The 12,934-nt window shown below is 60.2% G+C and carries 16 protein-coding genes, 2 tRNA genes and 2 pseudogenes; 6 read left to right on the top strand and 14 right to left on the bottom strand.

The window, feature by feature from the left end:
- The first annotated feature begins 75 nt into the window (after positions 1–75).
- From AC244Q_RS01355 to AC244Q_RS01340, 4 genes and pseudogenes are all read left to right on the top strand, one after another.
- Positions 76–651 (top strand): hypothetical protein, encoded by a 576-nt coding sequence (locus tag AC244Q_RS01355; protein WP_012755996.1) that lies wholly within the window; start codon positions 76–78, stop codon positions 649–651.
- 90 nt (positions 652–741) lie between these two features.
- Complete coding sequence (locus AC244Q_RS01350) at positions 742–2,457, top strand: type I secretion system permease/ATPase (protein WP_012755995.1); 1,716 nt, start codon at positions 742–744, stop codon at positions 2,455–2,457.
- Positions 2,458–2,471: 14 nt separating this feature from the next.
- A complete protein-coding gene (locus AC244Q_RS01345) occupies positions 2,472–3,917 on the top strand; it encodes an HlyD family type I secretion periplasmic adaptor subunit (RefSeq protein WP_012755994.1) in 1,446 nt (481 codons plus the stop codon).
- A gap of 7 nt (positions 3,918–3,924) precedes the next feature.
- Positions 3,925–4,188: pseudogene (locus AC244Q_RS01340) on the top strand (transposase); the annotation flags it as partial.
- 175 nt (positions 4,189–4,363) lie between these two features.
- Here the strand turns inward: AC244Q_RS01340 and AC244Q_RS01335 are convergent.
- The 12 genes and pseudogenes from AC244Q_RS01335 to AC244Q_RS01280 all read right to left on the bottom strand — a co-directional run bounded on the left by AC244Q_RS01335 (position 4,364) and on the right by AC244Q_RS01280 (position 11,170).
- The gene (locus tag AC244Q_RS01335) at positions 4,364–4,711 is read right to left on the bottom strand and encodes a helix-turn-helix domain-containing protein (RefSeq protein WP_003545376.1); all 348 of its coding nucleotides are present in this window, start codon (positions 4,709–4,711) and stop codon (positions 4,364–4,366) included.
- 9 nt (positions 4,712–4,720) lie between these two features.
- A pseudogene (locus AC244Q_RS01330) lies at positions 4,721–4,948 on the bottom strand (type II toxin-antitoxin system RelE family toxin).
- Positions 4,949–5,095: 147 nt separating this feature from the next.
- Positions 5,096–5,171: transfer RNA gene (locus tag AC244Q_RS01325), tRNA-Phe, on the bottom strand.
- Between the two features lie 180 nt (positions 5,172–5,351).
- Complete coding sequence (yacG, locus tag AC244Q_RS01320; protein WP_012755993.1) at positions 5,352–5,564, bottom strand: DNA gyrase inhibitor YacG; 213 nt, start codon at positions 5,562–5,564, stop codon at positions 5,352–5,354.
- Between the two features lie 136 nt (positions 5,565–5,700).
- A complete protein-coding gene (locus AC244Q_RS01315; RefSeq protein WP_003545339.1) occupies positions 5,701–6,321 on the bottom strand; it encodes a Maf-like protein in 621 nt (206 codons plus the stop codon).
- Positions 6,322–6,379: 58 nt separating this feature from the next.
- Positions 6,380–6,598: a translation initiation factor IF-1 gene (infA, locus tag AC244Q_RS01310; RefSeq protein WP_003545338.1), complete on the bottom strand. Its 219-nt coding sequence runs from the start codon at positions 6,596–6,598 to the stop codon at positions 6,380–6,382.
- A gap of 123 nt (positions 6,599–6,721) precedes the next feature.
- A complete protein-coding gene (locus tag AC244Q_RS01305) occupies positions 6,722–7,207 on the bottom strand; it encodes an arsenate-mycothiol transferase ArsC (protein WP_206641045.1) in 486 nt (161 codons plus the stop codon).
- On the bottom strand, positions 7,204–7,677 hold the full coding sequence (locus AC244Q_RS01300) for a UPF0262 family protein (RefSeq protein WP_011650397.1): 474 nt from the start codon (positions 7,675–7,677) through the stop codon (positions 7,204–7,206). The genes AC244Q_RS01305 and AC244Q_RS01300 overlap by 4 nt, the downstream gene beginning before the upstream one ends.
- A gap of 4 nt (positions 7,678–7,681) precedes the next feature.
- Entirely contained in the window at positions 7,682–8,980 is a 1,299-nt protein-coding gene (gene hisD / locus AC244Q_RS01295; protein WP_128405994.1) for a histidinol dehydrogenase, read from the bottom strand.
- A gap of 54 nt (positions 8,981–9,034) precedes the next feature.
- Complete coding sequence (locus AC244Q_RS01290) at positions 9,035–9,466, bottom strand: DUF2948 family protein (RefSeq protein ID WP_003556337.1); 432 nt, start codon at positions 9,464–9,466, stop codon at positions 9,035–9,037.
- 109 nt (positions 9,467–9,575) lie between these two features.
- On the bottom strand, positions 9,576–10,868 hold the full coding sequence (murA, locus tag AC244Q_RS01285; RefSeq protein WP_033181534.1) for a UDP-N-acetylglucosamine 1-carboxyvinyltransferase: 1,293 nt from the start codon (positions 10,866–10,868) through the stop codon (positions 9,576–9,578).
- 107 nt (positions 10,869–10,975) lie between these two features.
- Positions 10,976–11,170, bottom strand: a complete 195-nt coding sequence (locus tag AC244Q_RS01280; RefSeq protein ID WP_003556333.1) for a hypothetical protein — start codon at positions 11,168–11,170, stop codon at positions 10,976–10,978.
- A 153-nt stretch (positions 11,171–11,323) separates the two neighbouring features.
- Between AC244Q_RS01280 and AC244Q_RS01275 the strand changes: the two genes are divergently transcribed.
- Both AC244Q_RS01275 and AC244Q_RS01270 read left to right on the top strand, forming a co-directional pair.
- Positions 11,324–11,398 (top strand) — tRNA-Thr (locus tag AC244Q_RS01275).
- 258 nt (positions 11,399–11,656) lie between these two features.
- Positions 11,657–11,899: a DUF982 domain-containing protein gene (locus tag AC244Q_RS01270; protein ID WP_011650393.1), complete on the top strand. Its 243-nt coding sequence runs from the start codon at positions 11,657–11,659 to the stop codon at positions 11,897–11,899.
- A gap of 251 nt (positions 11,900–12,150) precedes the next feature.
- Here the strand turns inward: AC244Q_RS01270 and AC244Q_RS01265 are convergent, their stop codons facing one another.
- Both AC244Q_RS01265 and AC244Q_RS01260 read right to left on the bottom strand, forming a co-directional pair.
- Positions 12,151–12,414, bottom strand: a complete 264-nt coding sequence (locus tag AC244Q_RS01265; protein ID WP_128405993.1) for a hypothetical protein — start codon at positions 12,412–12,414, stop codon at positions 12,151–12,153.
- A 93-nt stretch (positions 12,415–12,507) separates the two neighbouring features.
- The gene (locus AC244Q_RS01260) at positions 12,508–12,768 is read right to left on the bottom strand and encodes a BON domain-containing protein (RefSeq protein ID WP_113548198.1); all 261 of its coding nucleotides are present in this window, start codon (positions 12,766–12,768) and stop codon (positions 12,508–12,510) included.
- Positions 12,769–12,934 lie beyond the last annotated feature (166 nt).

The following is a 12,934-nucleotide window of genomic DNA, read 5'->3' as shown; positions in this document are numbered from 1 at the left end:
TGGCTGGCGGTGACATGCTTGATACTCACGCCGTAAAAGCAACACTGATGAAACGAAGTAGAAGGAGTGACATCAATGCCTATTCCACAGATATCCGACACGATTCATCTCAACAACCCGGATGCGGGTGACGCGAATGCCGGCAACGGCGGCGATGGCCACAACGATGGGAACATCAACTACAACCCGGTTGCATATGTAGACCCAGTGCAAACGGTCTACGGGGCCGATACCCATCTGCACAACGGCGATCACGTTTGGCAGAAGGCAGGTTGGGACGCCGGCAGTGGCGGAGACGGTGGCTTTGCTCAGGCCAAGAACGGCTTCCTGGCGGCGGTCACGAACAGCGGCGACGGCGGCGCGGGGGGAGATTCCCACTCCAACGGCAGCCAAGGAAACTCGAGCGGCGGCGACACGGCTACCGTGAATGCGGCGACGACCGCGACCCAATATACGCAGCTTGTGGCCGATCAGCATGCGACCATCCTCGCAGGCGTCGGCGGCAACGGCGGCAACGGAAACAACGCTCTGGGCGGCGATATCTCGTCAGCTCTGGTTCACACGGATCCCGAAACGACGACGGTGAACAATTCTCTCGATCACTTCATAAACGCCTTCGGCCATATCGACGTCGACCATCTCGGCTCCTGAACTCAGACCTCAAGGGCCGCTGGTTTCGGCCGGCGGCCCTCAAGGTAAGCAGCCTCTTCTTGTCAGTATCAAGTGCAGCGAGATCTGATAATGACAACAATTTCCATAAAGCCACCGCGCCCGCCGACACAGCTTGTTGTTGCGCTCCGGGCTTGTGCCGGAGCCTTCGGGCTGGTCTTCCTCTATAGCTGCGGCTACAATCTGTTTCTTCTCGCGCCTTCGATCTATCTCCTGCAGATCTACGACAGGGTCCTGTCGAGCCGAAGCGCTGACACGCTGCTGATGCTGACGATGATCATCGCCATCGGCGTGATGGTCGGGTCCACGCTGGATATCGTGCGCAGAGCAGCTCTTTCGCGCATCGGCAGTTGGCTGGACCACAGGCTGCGGCCCATGGTGCTGACGGCATCGTTCGAATATGCCGCTCGCGCCGATACGGGAGCCGCCACGGAATGCTACAGGGACCTGGCCGCACTACGCCAGTTCCTCGATTCACCGGCTAGCTCGCTCTTTTTTGATGTTCCCTGGGCACCGGTATTCCTGTTCCTGCTCTTTCTTGTTCATCCGCTGCTTGGGACCATCGGTCTTCTGAGCGCGCTTGCACTTCTGCTGTTTGCGTTCCTGACGGAACTGGCGACGAGAGAGCCGCTTGCCTACGCCAATCTTGCCCTTTCGAGGAGCTATATCCGGTTTGCGACCGCCCTCAAAAACATCGAGGTGATCCGGGCAATGGGCATGCAGGATGGCGCAGCGCTGATCGTCTATCGCGATGCGGAAATGGCAAGAAGGGCGCAGGACATCGCGATGCATCGGACGGAGATCATTCTTGGTTTCTCCAAATCGATCCGCACCCTCGCGCAGATCCTGATGATGGGATCCGCCACCTGGCTGGTGCTCGCAAACAATGGCAGTGCCGGGATCATCTTCGTTGCGAGCCTGCTGCTCGGACGCGGGCTTGCACCAATCGAGGGCGCAATAGGTGCATGGCGCTCCTTTACGTTTGCGCGCAATGCCTTCAATCGCTTGAACAGAATGCTGATATCAGTTGCATCTGAACACGATGCTCGAATGGTGCCGTTACCGGAACCCAATGGCCTCGTTCTCGATAATGTCAGCTATATCAAGCCATTCGCCGATCGGCCGATATTGACAGGCATCACCTTGCGCCTCGCGCCCGGCGATTGCATAGCGCTCATCGGTCCTTCGGGATCGGGAAAATCGACACTCGGTCGCGTCATAGCAGGCGTTGTGCAAGCAACGAGCGGATGTGCTCTTCTCGGCGGGGTCGATATCTCAGCTCTGCGCCTTTGCGGGGGGACCCGCCACGTCGGATACCTGCCGCAGGACATCGAACTTTTCGGCGGGGCGATCAAGGATGTGATCGGCCGGCTGGACGGAGGAGATCCCGGCAAGGCGATCGACGCCGCAAAGCTGGTTGGCTTGCACGACGCGATCATGCGGCTGCCCCAGGGCTACGAGACCGATATCGGTGAAGGTGGAAACCTGCTCCTTCGAGCGCAACGCCAACAGCTGGGACTGGCACGGGCGGCCTATGGAAATCCGTCCCTGATCGTTCTCGACGATCCGAATTCGAGCCTGGATTATGACGGCGAACGCATGCTGTTCACGGCAATCGAGCGTATGAAATCCAGGGGGATGACCGTCGTTATCATGACTCACCGGATGGGGATCCTGCCGGTCACCAACAAGATTGCCATCATGCGTAACGGGACGGTGGCAGCCTTCGGCGACAGCGAGCGGATTTATGAAACTTATCTTCAGCCACCGTCTCGAACAGGAACATAGGGAGAAACGCTGCCATGGCCCTTGTTCAACTGGACGCAACGCCGGCGAAATTTTCAAATTCGTCAAGGACGAGTCAGCAGTTGGTTCCACGATCGACAGCGACGGCCAGGCAACAGACGGCCTATTTGCCGGTGATCGAGTCGAAACAGCGCGGACCCGCCCCCCCTTCGCCCATGCCCGGGCTCAGAGGTGTTGTCTGGACGGGGAACCTGTTGATCCTGGTCTTCATCGTCGGATTGGGAATCTGGTCGGTCCTGGCGCCGCTGAAAAGCGCTGCGATCGCATCCGGCGTTGTCGAACCGGAGTCCAGCCGCAAGACCATTCAGCATCTGGAAGGCGGGATTGTCCGACGGATACTCGTTAAAAACGGCGATGCGGTCATGGGCGGGCAAATCGTGATAGAGCTCGACGATACGAAGTCCCGCTCGGAGCGCGACAGCATTCAAGGGCAACTTTGGGACGCCGAAGGAAGCCGCGCCCGCCTGCTTGCGGAGCAGACGGGCGGCGACCATATCGCCTATCCTGAGGATCTCAGGGCAGCAATGGACAAATATCCTTCGGTCAGCACAATTCTGATTGGGCAACAGAAAATCTTCGAAGCCCGTCGCCGGGTCATGCAGGCCGAAATTCAGATCGCCAATGAAAAGATCGCGCAGGTGCGGCAGGAAATCGTCGGACTTGGCGCGCAGAAGGCAGCACTGGCCGACAGAGCGACAATCTCGAGCCAAGAACTGGATCAGGTTACGATCCTCAGCGCCAAAGGTCTGGAAAGAAGAAGCAGACTTCTCAACCTCCAGCGGGAAAAAGCAGACCTTGATGGCCAGCAGGGTCAAGTCGAGGCACAGATCTCTCGCGCCTACCAGGTGATCAGCGGGTCACAGGCCGATCTCGCAAAGCTTGAGAGCGACCGGTTGAGCGAAGTCGCCCAGGGCATGCGCGATACGGAGAGCCGGATCATGCAACTGCGCGAGCGTTTGCGGGCGATCGACGACCAACTCTCAAGGACCGATATCCGTGCTCCCGAAGATGGAACAATCATGAACCTGCGCATCCACACATCAGGTGGGGTGATCGGCGCGGGTGAACCGCTCGTCGATCTTCTGCCGCGCTCAGATCGCCTTGTCGTGTCTGCCCACGTCAGACCGGAAGACATCAATCTCGTCCATGCCGGGCTCGAGGCACAGGTCCACCTCCTTCCATATAATCAGCGGCGCGTTCCACTCCTGAAAGGTCGAGTGGAGTATGTATCAGCGGACCGCCTCACCGATCCGCAGAGCGGCCAGCCCTACTTTGCCGCGACGATCCGTGTAACGGACGAGCGGTTGGCGAAAATGAAAGATGTCGAGCTGGTCGCGGGCATGCCCGCACAGATACTGATCGAAACGGGCAAAAGCAGCGTGGCGCTCTATGCCGTCAGACCACTCCTCGACAGTTTCAACAGAGCATTTCGCGAGGACTGAGGCGGTGATGGGCAAGCGAAAATTCGACGACGACCAGATTACGGGTATTCTGAAGGAGCACCAAGCCGGAGTGACAGTGGCAGATGTTTGCCACAAGCACGGTATCAGCGAGCCGACCTTCTATCGGTGGCAATCCCTGCAGTTCGGGAATGTCGGTCTCCATGCCAAAAGGTTGAGAGCACTGGAGGAAGAGAACCAGAAGCTCAAGAAGCTTTTGGCCGAATCCATGCTCTCGGCGGCAACACTGAGCGAGATGCTGGCGAAGACATTGAAAGGGCGACACTAACCTCTAAAGAGAGGGGCTTGTTGGCCGCCTTCTGGCCCTGCATACCAGGAGCTCGGCATCATATTTTTGGACGGGGGAGCCTCCCCAAGTGGGGCAAAGGGATACGGCTCTAAAAGCAGCAAGCTCGATCACAGCATGGCCGCCTTGGGATGCGTATACATCAAGCCACATCGTCAAGGTCGACGTCCAGCGCGCTGGCGATCGACCTGAGTGCGTCCAGGGAGCCCTCCTTCTTTCCGGTCTCGATTTCGGAAAGATAGGGCTGGGAGAGCCCGGACTTTTCAGCCAGCTCCTTGATGCTCATGCCGCGATGCTTACGGAACACCCGGACAGGATCTTCGCCGGCGATCAGCGCCTTGACGACGTCTTCAGGCCAGGTCTCTTCGCCAGCGTCGATACGCGCCTTTGCGGCACGCGCGTCGCTGACGTCGACAAGGTCCTGATAGTCGTCTTCGGAAAGCAGCACGTACCCCTTGCCGTCGATGGTCAGTTTCTGGATTTCACCCATGGTGGTCTCCTATTCGTTATAGATGTCGCCGCGTGGGCCGGCCTTGATGACGAGGACCTGCATGGTCTGATCGTCGATGATGACGCGGTCCTGTCCGACACGAATTCAAAAAAATTCGCTGCCTTGCAGCGTCTTGAGGTCGACCGGCTCGCCGTTGGCGATGATCGCCGCGGCGCGCTTCGGCTGCATCTTGCGGAGTGCCTTCGTGGCGGCCTTGCTGTAGGCGATCCTTTTCATGAGTAAATATAGCTGATAGCTAACTATTTCGCTACAATAATATTGCCAGTGGCGATACTTGCTAAATTCTGCAGGTTCTTTCAATCGGATGCCCGCGCGCATCGATAATGCGGATAAAAAAATGCAATGAAAACATCGTGGATTGAGTGGTGCCCAGGACCGGAATCGAACCAGTGACACGCGGATTTTCAATCCGCTGCTCTACCAACTGAGCTACCTGGGCTAACCTGCTTCCGATGGTCCCTTTCAGAAAAAGGAACCGCGGGGCCTTGGTTCACCCCGGAAGCGAGCGGGGTTATAGCATCTTGTTCGGCCATGGCAAGCGTCAAATGACTCTTTTTTGACGGTCTTGCCGGCTTTGCGGATTCATGAGGAAAAATAAGAGCTTCGCGGGCGGAAATCTTTAATTTTCTTCATCCGGATAATCAGCCTTCGTCTCATCGTCGGCAACAGGAATGGCATAGGCGCCGGTCAGCCAGCGGGAGAGATCGGCCTCGCGGCAGCGGTTGGAGCAGAAGGGGTAATGTTCGCGGTGGGAGGGTTTGCCGCATTCGGGGCAAGGGCGCGTCTTGCGCAGCGGTTCGACCTTGGCGGCCGCTTTCTTGTCTTCAGGCATATCAGTCCGTCCTAAAGCATGTCGCGTAAAAGTGTGCAGCGGTTTTGCGACAACGACATGCGAGAAAATAAAGCCTTAAAGCGCGACGCTCGGATCTGAAAGATCGTGGCGCGCTTTAAGCATCGGCCCTCGGGGCTCAGCCCTCGGGCCACCGGCTATGCACATCGAAGCCTTCGCCGGTCAAAAGCAGAATGGTTTCATAAAGCGGCAGGCCGACGACATTGGTGTAGGAGCCCACCATCTTCTGCACGAAAGTGCCGGCGAGGCCCTGGATGCCGTAGGCGCCTGCCTTGCCGCGCCACTGGCCGGAGGCCAGGTAGTTCTCGATCTCGAAGCCGGAGAGACGCTTGAAGCGCACCTTGGTCTCGACGATCTTCTGACGGACCTTGCGATCCGGGGTCACCAGGCAAACGCCGGTGTAGACCATATGGTTGCGGCCCGACAGAAGATGCAGCGAGTTCAACGCCTCGTCGGCGAACTCAGCCTTGCCGAGAATGCGCCGGCCGACAGCGACCACCGTATCGGCAGACAGGATATAGCTGCCCTTCCAGGTGATATCGCCCTTGATGGCGGCAAGAGCGGCTTCCGCCTTCTCGGCCGAAAGCCTGCGGGCGAGCGAACGCGGATGCTCCGACTTCTTCGGCGCCTCGTCGATATCCATCGGCATCAGGCGCGAGGGCTCGATGCCGGCCTGGTTGAGCAGGTCGACGCGACGGGGCGAGCCCGAGGCCAGAATGAGCTTGTATTTCAGCGCCATGGAACCTCGACCATCGTCAGACGGGAGCAAAAACCCTTGCGGGGACCTTCGGGCAAACTTACTTGAAACGGTAGGTGATACGGCCCTTGGTCAGATCGTAGGGCGTCATTTCCACAAGCACCTTGTCGCCGGCGAGAACGCGGATGCGGTTCTTGCGCATGCGGCCCGCGGTGTGGGCGATGATCTCGTGTTCGTTTTCGAGCTTCACGCGGAACGTCGCATTCGGCAGAAGTTCGGTGACGATTCCCGGGAATTCGAGGACTTCTTCTTTAGGCATATAAGTGTTTTCTTCCTGTGGGTTGAATAGGCAGCGCAGCGCGCGCCTTTAAAATTTGGGCGGAAACTACACAATCAACGAAGGTTTGTGAACCTCGTTGATCAGGCTTTCCTTTATTTGTTTTCATGCCGATTGCGCGGCAATGCCATTTCGTTTGAGTAGCCGGCTTTCGATAAGGCCGGCCAGGTGATCGCGGACCTCGCGATAGCTTTCCAGAATCTGCTCGCGCGTTCCGATTGCAACCGTCGGATCCATGGTCGGCCAGTAGACGACATCGACTGCACTCGACCGCGTCAGCTCGAGTGCTGCATGATGGGCCTGCGGCGACAGCGTGATGATCAGATCGAAATAATCATCCTCGAGTTCTTCCAGCGTCTGCGGCTGGCGGCGCCCGAGGGAAAGCCCGATTTCATCCAGCACGGCATCCACGAAGGGATCGCGCTCGCCGGCGCGAACGCCGGCAGACCTGATATAGGTATTGGCGGGCAGAATGCTACGGGCGATCGCTTCGGCCATCGGCGAGCGGATGGCATTCATCCCGCACATGAAGAGGATGGCGCCCGGCCGCTTTCCCTCCTCGACGTCGACGGCGAGCTCCATTGCCGTCATCCGCGCCAGTAGAGCACGCAGACCAGCGTGAAAAGGCGCCGGGCGGTGTCGAAATCGACCTCTATCTTGCCGGCCAGCCTATCCTTTAGCGTCTGCGAGCCTTCATTGTGGATGCCGCGCCGGCCCATGTCGATCGCCTCGATGCGGCTCGGCGTCGACGAACGGATCGCTTCGTAATAGCTCTCGCAGATCATGAAGTAATCCTTGACGATCCGCCGGAAGGGCGTGAGCGACAGGATATGGGTGGCGACGCCGCCGCCTTCTTCGGTGGTGATGGCGAATACCAGCTTCGAATCGACCAGCGAGATATTCAGCCGGTAGGGCCCGCCGGCATGGCCGAGCGGCTCGAACCTGTTCTCCTCGATCAGATCGAAGATGGCGACGGCGCGCTCATGCTCGACATCGGGCGTCGAACGGCCGATCGTATCGTCAAGGACGACGTCGCAAAGCCGGAATTCGCCCTTCGCCATGCCCTCACCTTTCGAGGTTGAGGCGGATCGCGACCGATCGCGCATGGGCATCGAGGCCTTCGGAAACGGCAAGGGCGATCGCCGCCGGGCCGAGGGTGCGGAGCTGCTGCGGGCCGAGGCGCAGGATCGAGGTGCGCTTGACGAAATCGAGCACCGAAAGGCCGGATGAGAAGCGCGCCGAACGCGCCGTCGGCAGCACATGGTTCGAACCGCCGACATAATCGCCGATCACCTCGGGCGTATGGGCGCCGATGAAGATCGCGCCGGCATTGCGGATGCCGTCGAGCAACCGGTCCGGATCGGCGACGGCGAGCTCCAGATGCTCGGCAGCGATACGGTTTGCCAGCGGAATGGCCTGTTTCAGATCGGCAACGAGGATGACCGCGCCGAAATCGCGCCAGCTCGCTGCCGCCGTCTCAGCCCGGTTCAGCGTCTTCAGCTGGCGTTCGACCGCCTGCTCCACCGCCTTGCTGAATGCGGCGTCATCCGTGATCAGGATCGCCTGGGAACTGACGTCGTGCTCGGCCTGGGCCAAGAGGTCGGCTGCGATCCAATCCGGATTGTTGTCCTTGTCTGCAATGACAAGCACCTCGGAGGGGCCGGCGATCATATCGATGCCGACGGTGCCGAAGACATGACGCTTGGCGGCAGCGACATAGGCATTGCCGGGGCCGGTGATCTTGGCGACTGGGGCGATCGTCTCGGTGCCATAGGCAAGAGCCGCGATCGCCTGGGCGCCGCCGACACGATAAATCTCCGTGACGCCGACAAGCTTGGCGGCGGCAAGCACCGCCGGATTGACGGCGCCGCCGGTGGCGGGAACGGCGATGACGATGCGATCGACACCGGCGACCTTGGCCGGCACCGCATTCATCAGCACCGAGCTTGGATAACTCGCGGTGCCGCCCGGAACATAGAGCCCGACCGCTTCGATCGCCGTCCAGCGCGAGCCGAGACCGACACCGAGGTCGTCCTCGTAGATATCATCCTTCGGCAGCTGCCGGCGATGGTGGGATTCAATGCGCAGTGCGGCGAGCTTCAGCGCCCCCAGCACTTCCGAAGGCACCGCCTCGACGGCGGCGTCGATCTCTTCAGCTGTGACGCGCATCGGGACGGTGGCGTAATCGATGCCGTCGAATTTCAGCGAATATTCGGCCAGCGCCACATCACCGCGGGCGCGCACGTCATCGATGATGGCGCGAACGACGATGTTCACATCCTCGGAGACTTCACGCTTCGTCGTCAGAAAGGCGGCAAAATGCTGCTCGAAACCTTCCGATGCCTGATCCAGCCAGATTGCCAAGGTCGATATTCCTTCCCAACTCGAAACTGCGATATCTAAACTTCCGGCGTCATGTCAGCGGTGGCGAGGCTTGGAGGAAGCCTCCCAGGCGCCGCCGATATCGGCCAGCTGGGCTTCGATGCATTCGACATCGAGCGCAATCGAGGCCGTGCCGGACAGCGACAGCTCGATCGTGCCCTCCGGCCCCTCGCCCTTTTGCTCGAAGCGCAGCGCCAGCAGCGACAGCACCTCGTCGCGTTTGCCGCGATCGATGCCGAGCGAACGGACGGCAAGCACGCGCTTGAAAACCAGGGCAGCACGGCGGCGCTCGAAACCCTTGCGCTTGCGCTCGGCACCTTCCCAGACGAAACGATTGGCGGCAAGCGCGAACTGCGCGTCGCGCGGCGACCAATCGATGTCGCCGACCTTGAAGACACTGTCCTGCATATGCGCGGACATGATCGCAAGATCCTCGTTATCGAGCGCAACAAGTTTCAGGTCGGTCATTCAGTCTCAATCCCATTACCGGCCTAGGCCGGGCACCGCCGGAATGGCGATGCGTCAGACAAGGGAAATAAGGCGCGGCGACCAATTACGCAACCGGGATGAACGGTGCTTACTCGCTGATGCGCTCGACGATGGCGCCGCAGCGGGTCAGCTTCTCCTCGAGCCGTTCGAAACCGCGGTCGAGGTGATAGACGCGGGAGACCGTGGTTTCGCCCTCGGCGGCAAGGCCGGCGATGACGAGCGAGACGGAGGCGCGCAGATCGGTCGCCATGACGGGCGCGCCGCGCAGGCGTTGGACACCCTCGATCTTCGCCGTCTGGCCGGACAGCGAGATCCTGGCGCCGAGGCGGGCAAGCTCCTGCACATGCATGAAACGGTTTTCGAAGATGGTCTCGGTGACATGCGAGACGCCGGAAGAACGGGTCATCAGCGCCATGAACTGCGCCTGCAGGTCGGTCGGGAAGCCCGGGAAAGGATCGGTGACGATATCGACCGGCCTGATGCCGGCGCCATTGCGCTTGATGCGCATGCCATTGTTGGTCGACGAGATTTCCGCGCCGGCGCGGCGCAGCGTTTCCACCGCGGTTTCGAGCAGCGCCACATCGGTATTTTCGAGCACGACGTCGCCACCGGCCATGGCGACCGCCATGGCGTAGGTGCCGGTCTCGATGCGATCCGGCAGGACGCGGTGGCGGGCGCCGGAGAGCGAGGTGACGCCTTCGATGGTGAGCGTCGCCGTGCCGGCACCTGTGATCTTGGCGCCCATGGCGTTCAGGCAGTTGGCGAGATCGACGACCTCAGGCTCGCGGGCGGCATTGCCGATGACAGTCGTGCCGCGGGCAAGCGTTGCCGCCATCATCATCACATGGGTGGCGCCGACGGAAACCTTCGGGAAAGTGTAGCGGGCGCCGATCAGGCCGCCGGCAGGCGCCTTGGCATTAATATAACCGGCATCGATTTCCATGGTGGCGCCGAGCGCCGTCAGGCCCTCGATGAAGAGATCGACGGGGCGCGTGCCGATGGCACAGCCGCCCGGCAGCGACACGCGGCAATGGCCTTCGCGCGCCAGCAGCGGGCCGATGACCCAGAAGGAGGCGCGCATCTTCGAGACCAGCTCATAAGATGCGGTGGTATCGACGATGGTGCGGCAGGTGAAATGGATCGTGCGCGAATAGGCGTCTTCCTGGCGCTCGCGGCGGCCGTTGACGGCGACGTCGACGCCGTGATTGCCGAGAATGCGCATCAGCAGCTCGACGTCGGCCAGATGCGGCACGTTTTCGAGCGTCAGCGTATCGCTGGTCAGAAGCGAGGCGATCATCAGCGGCAGTGCGGCATTCTTGGCGCCGGAAATCGGAATGATGCCATTCAGCTCATTACCGCCGACGATTCTGATACGATCCATGTGCGCTTACGGGCCGAGCCCGCCTTTCCTGAAAGTTCTGCCTTGGAATAAGGAGTGAGGTGTTTAGGGGATTTCTCGACACGCTTCAATTCGCGACGGACGGAACATTACGATTCGTCCATTTTTGCGGCGGGCAGCCCATTTGTTTCGTCGGCCTGGCCCGAACGGCGGGCGCGGACCTGCTGTTTGCGTCGCCCCAGATTTTCCCTGAGCTTTTCGGCGGCGCGCTCGCGGCGCAGTTTCGCCTGTGCCTCGATCGCCTGTTTGCGGCTCTGCTGGCCGGTTTCGGTCTTTTCGTTCATGCGACAGGATTAGCCGAATTCGCGCCAATCCAAAAGGCCCTTTGCCTCAATCCATACGAAGTTGGAATTTGCGGCTTGCGCTTGCCGCCAAGCTGTGGCAATAGCCCCCCGTTCTCGCGATTGAGCCACACGGCTCGCACGGGTCCTGGTCCTGCTGCCGTAGCTCAGTGGTAGAGCACACCCTTGGTAAGGGTGAGGTCGGTGGTTCAATCCCACTCGGCAGCACCAGTTTTTTTTAAAGACAGTCAATCTCGACTCCCCACCCTTCCCGGCGAAAACACCTCATAAGTTGGCGTTTCTCATCAACTGCCGTCCATAGGCTTTCCTGTCATGGGTCGAGGCGAAACCATTCGTGGCGGCATCAGCGACGATCCGCCCATTGCTGACGGTGAAAATCTCGCTAGAGTATTAACTATCGCAAAGTCTCCCCGGAGGAACTGGGAGATGCTGCACTTCGTTTCTGTCGAAAATCGTGGAGGAGCGTCGATGGCAACTGAAAGATGGAACAGCCCGGTCAAGGTTGGTTTCGAAGGTGCGGATGCGCGAACGGTCAATGGGCCGTTCGATGCGCTGAAGTGCCTGGCGGATCTGTGGCCGAGTATGCGCGGGCTTCGTTATATCAAGGCCCGCAGCGCCTGCCGGGCGGCGCTCGATGGGCGCAAGAGCGTGGAAGAAGCAAGAGCCGAGTTCCTGGCGGCCGCCGAAGAGGCGAAGCTGAAGCTGCATTAGCAGTTCGACAAGGAATTTTCGGGCGATTTCGCCTTCTGGGCGCGCAAGCGTGCCGGAACGGGACGATGCTTTAATTTTGGGCTTTAATTTTGGTTTAACCCTGCAACAAGTGCGTGCCGGGTTTCGGTGCAAAGGGCGTTGCGCCTGGTACGGGTGCTTCAATAGAAGACGCCCAGCCATCATGATGATGGTTAGAGGCTCGTCACCTCTGCGGAAACGCAGGCGAGCCTCGTCCGAGCAAAGCGGATGCCTCAGCAGTCCGCGCCGCCCTCATTCTCGACCTCGACATAACCGACGCCAATGATCGTGCCGTCCGCCGCGCGGATGAAGGAGGGGAGATAGTGGGGCTCTACCGGTGTGCAGGCGACGGCACCGGTATATTCGTTGAGGGCGATCTGGTCCTTCGGCAAAGCGGAATAATTCGTGCCGGTTTCCAGCGAACCATGGGCGGAGCCGGCAACGACACCGCAACCCACTATCAAGGTCGTTGCCCAGAGGCGAGGAAGCAACTGCATGAGAGTCTCCAGCGTTTAGGTCCGGCCTTTCAACACGCGAGAGAGCATTTTGGTTCCCTTCATGCCTCGCAAAGACATGCGCGTCCGAGCCGGCTAGCGTCGCAGCAAGCGAGCACGCACATAGCCCCGGCCGACGACGCCCTCGGCGATCTCGATCGCCCGCTCGACATCGCCCCGCCGGCGCACGAAACCTTCCAGGATGACATAGGAGCCCGATATGCTGACGGTGATTTCGCCGGCTTCGATATCGGCGGCGGCATGAAGGGCGCTCTCCACCGAGGCCCGCGTCGCCGCATCGCTGTGGCCCTGCCGGCCGGGCTCGCCATGCCCCATGAATGCTGGAAAGCCGAGCACCGTGAACGTTTCCTAATGTAGGTTGATGTCTGTTAACGCCGCTGCGACGCATTCGTTGCGTCCCCCGGAAAAGAAGAGCCTGCTCGACAGCGATACCTGCGCGGCGGCATGGACGGCCCTTGGCGAAAGGCGCCGCGGTTTCCATATCTGGCGGCAGTCGAAAGAG

Source organism: Rhizobium sp. CB2179, from assembly GCF_057653455.1.
This window is presented reverse-complemented; position numbering and strand designations above follow the sequence as displayed.

Coding starts and splice junctions, on each gene's coding strand:
- AC244Q_RS01335 (WP_003545376.1), bottom strand. CDS start 4,711: ATGGGTGAAATCCAGAAACTGACCATCGACGGCAAGGGGTACGTGCTG.
- AC244Q_RS01290 (WP_003556337.1), bottom strand. CDS start 9,466: ATGACCGACCTGAAACTTGTTGCGCTCGATAACGAGGATCTTGCGATC.
- AC244Q_RS01270 (WP_011650393.1), top strand. CDS start 11,657: ATGGCAACTGAAAGATGGAACAGCCCGGTCAAGGTTGGTTTCGAAGGT.
- AC244Q_RS01305 (WP_206641045.1), bottom strand. CDS start 7,207: ATGACGGCAATGGAGCTCGCCGTCGACGTCGAGGAGGGAAAGCGGCCG.
- AC244Q_RS01315 (WP_003545339.1), bottom strand. CDS start 6,321: ATGGCGCTGAAATACAAGCTCATTCTGGCCTCGGGCTCGCCCCGTCGC.
- yacG (WP_012755993.1), bottom strand. CDS start 5,564: ATGCCTGAAGACAAGAAAGCGGCCGCCAAGGTCGAACCGCTGCGCAAG.
- AC244Q_RS01265 (WP_128405993.1), bottom strand. CDS start 12,414: ATGCAGTTGCTTCCTCGCCTCTGGGCAACGACCTTGATAGTGGGTTGC.
- infA (WP_003545338.1), bottom strand. CDS start 6,598: ATGCCTAAAGAAGAAGTCCTCGAATTCCCGGGAATCGTCACCGAACTT.
- AC244Q_RS01355 (WP_012755996.1), top strand. CDS start 76: ATGCCTATTCCACAGATATCCGACACGATTCATCTCAACAACCCGGAT.
- AC244Q_RS01345 (WP_012755994.1), top strand. CDS start 2,472: ATGGCCCTTGTTCAACTGGACGCAACGCCGGCGAAATTTTCAAATTCG.
- AC244Q_RS01350 (WP_012755995.1), top strand. CDS start 742: ATGACAACAATTTCCATAAAGCCACCGCGCCCGCCGACACAGCTTGTT.
- AC244Q_RS01300 (WP_011650397.1), bottom strand. CDS start 7,677: ATGGCGAAGGGCGAATTCCGGCTTTGCGACGTCGTCCTTGACGATACG.
- AC244Q_RS01280 (WP_003556333.1), bottom strand. CDS start 11,170: ATGAACGAAAAGACCGAAACCGGCCAGCAGAGCCGCAAACAGGCGATC.
- murA (WP_033181534.1), bottom strand. CDS start 10,868: ATGGATCGTATCAGAATCGTCGGCGGTAATGAGCTGAATGGCATCATT.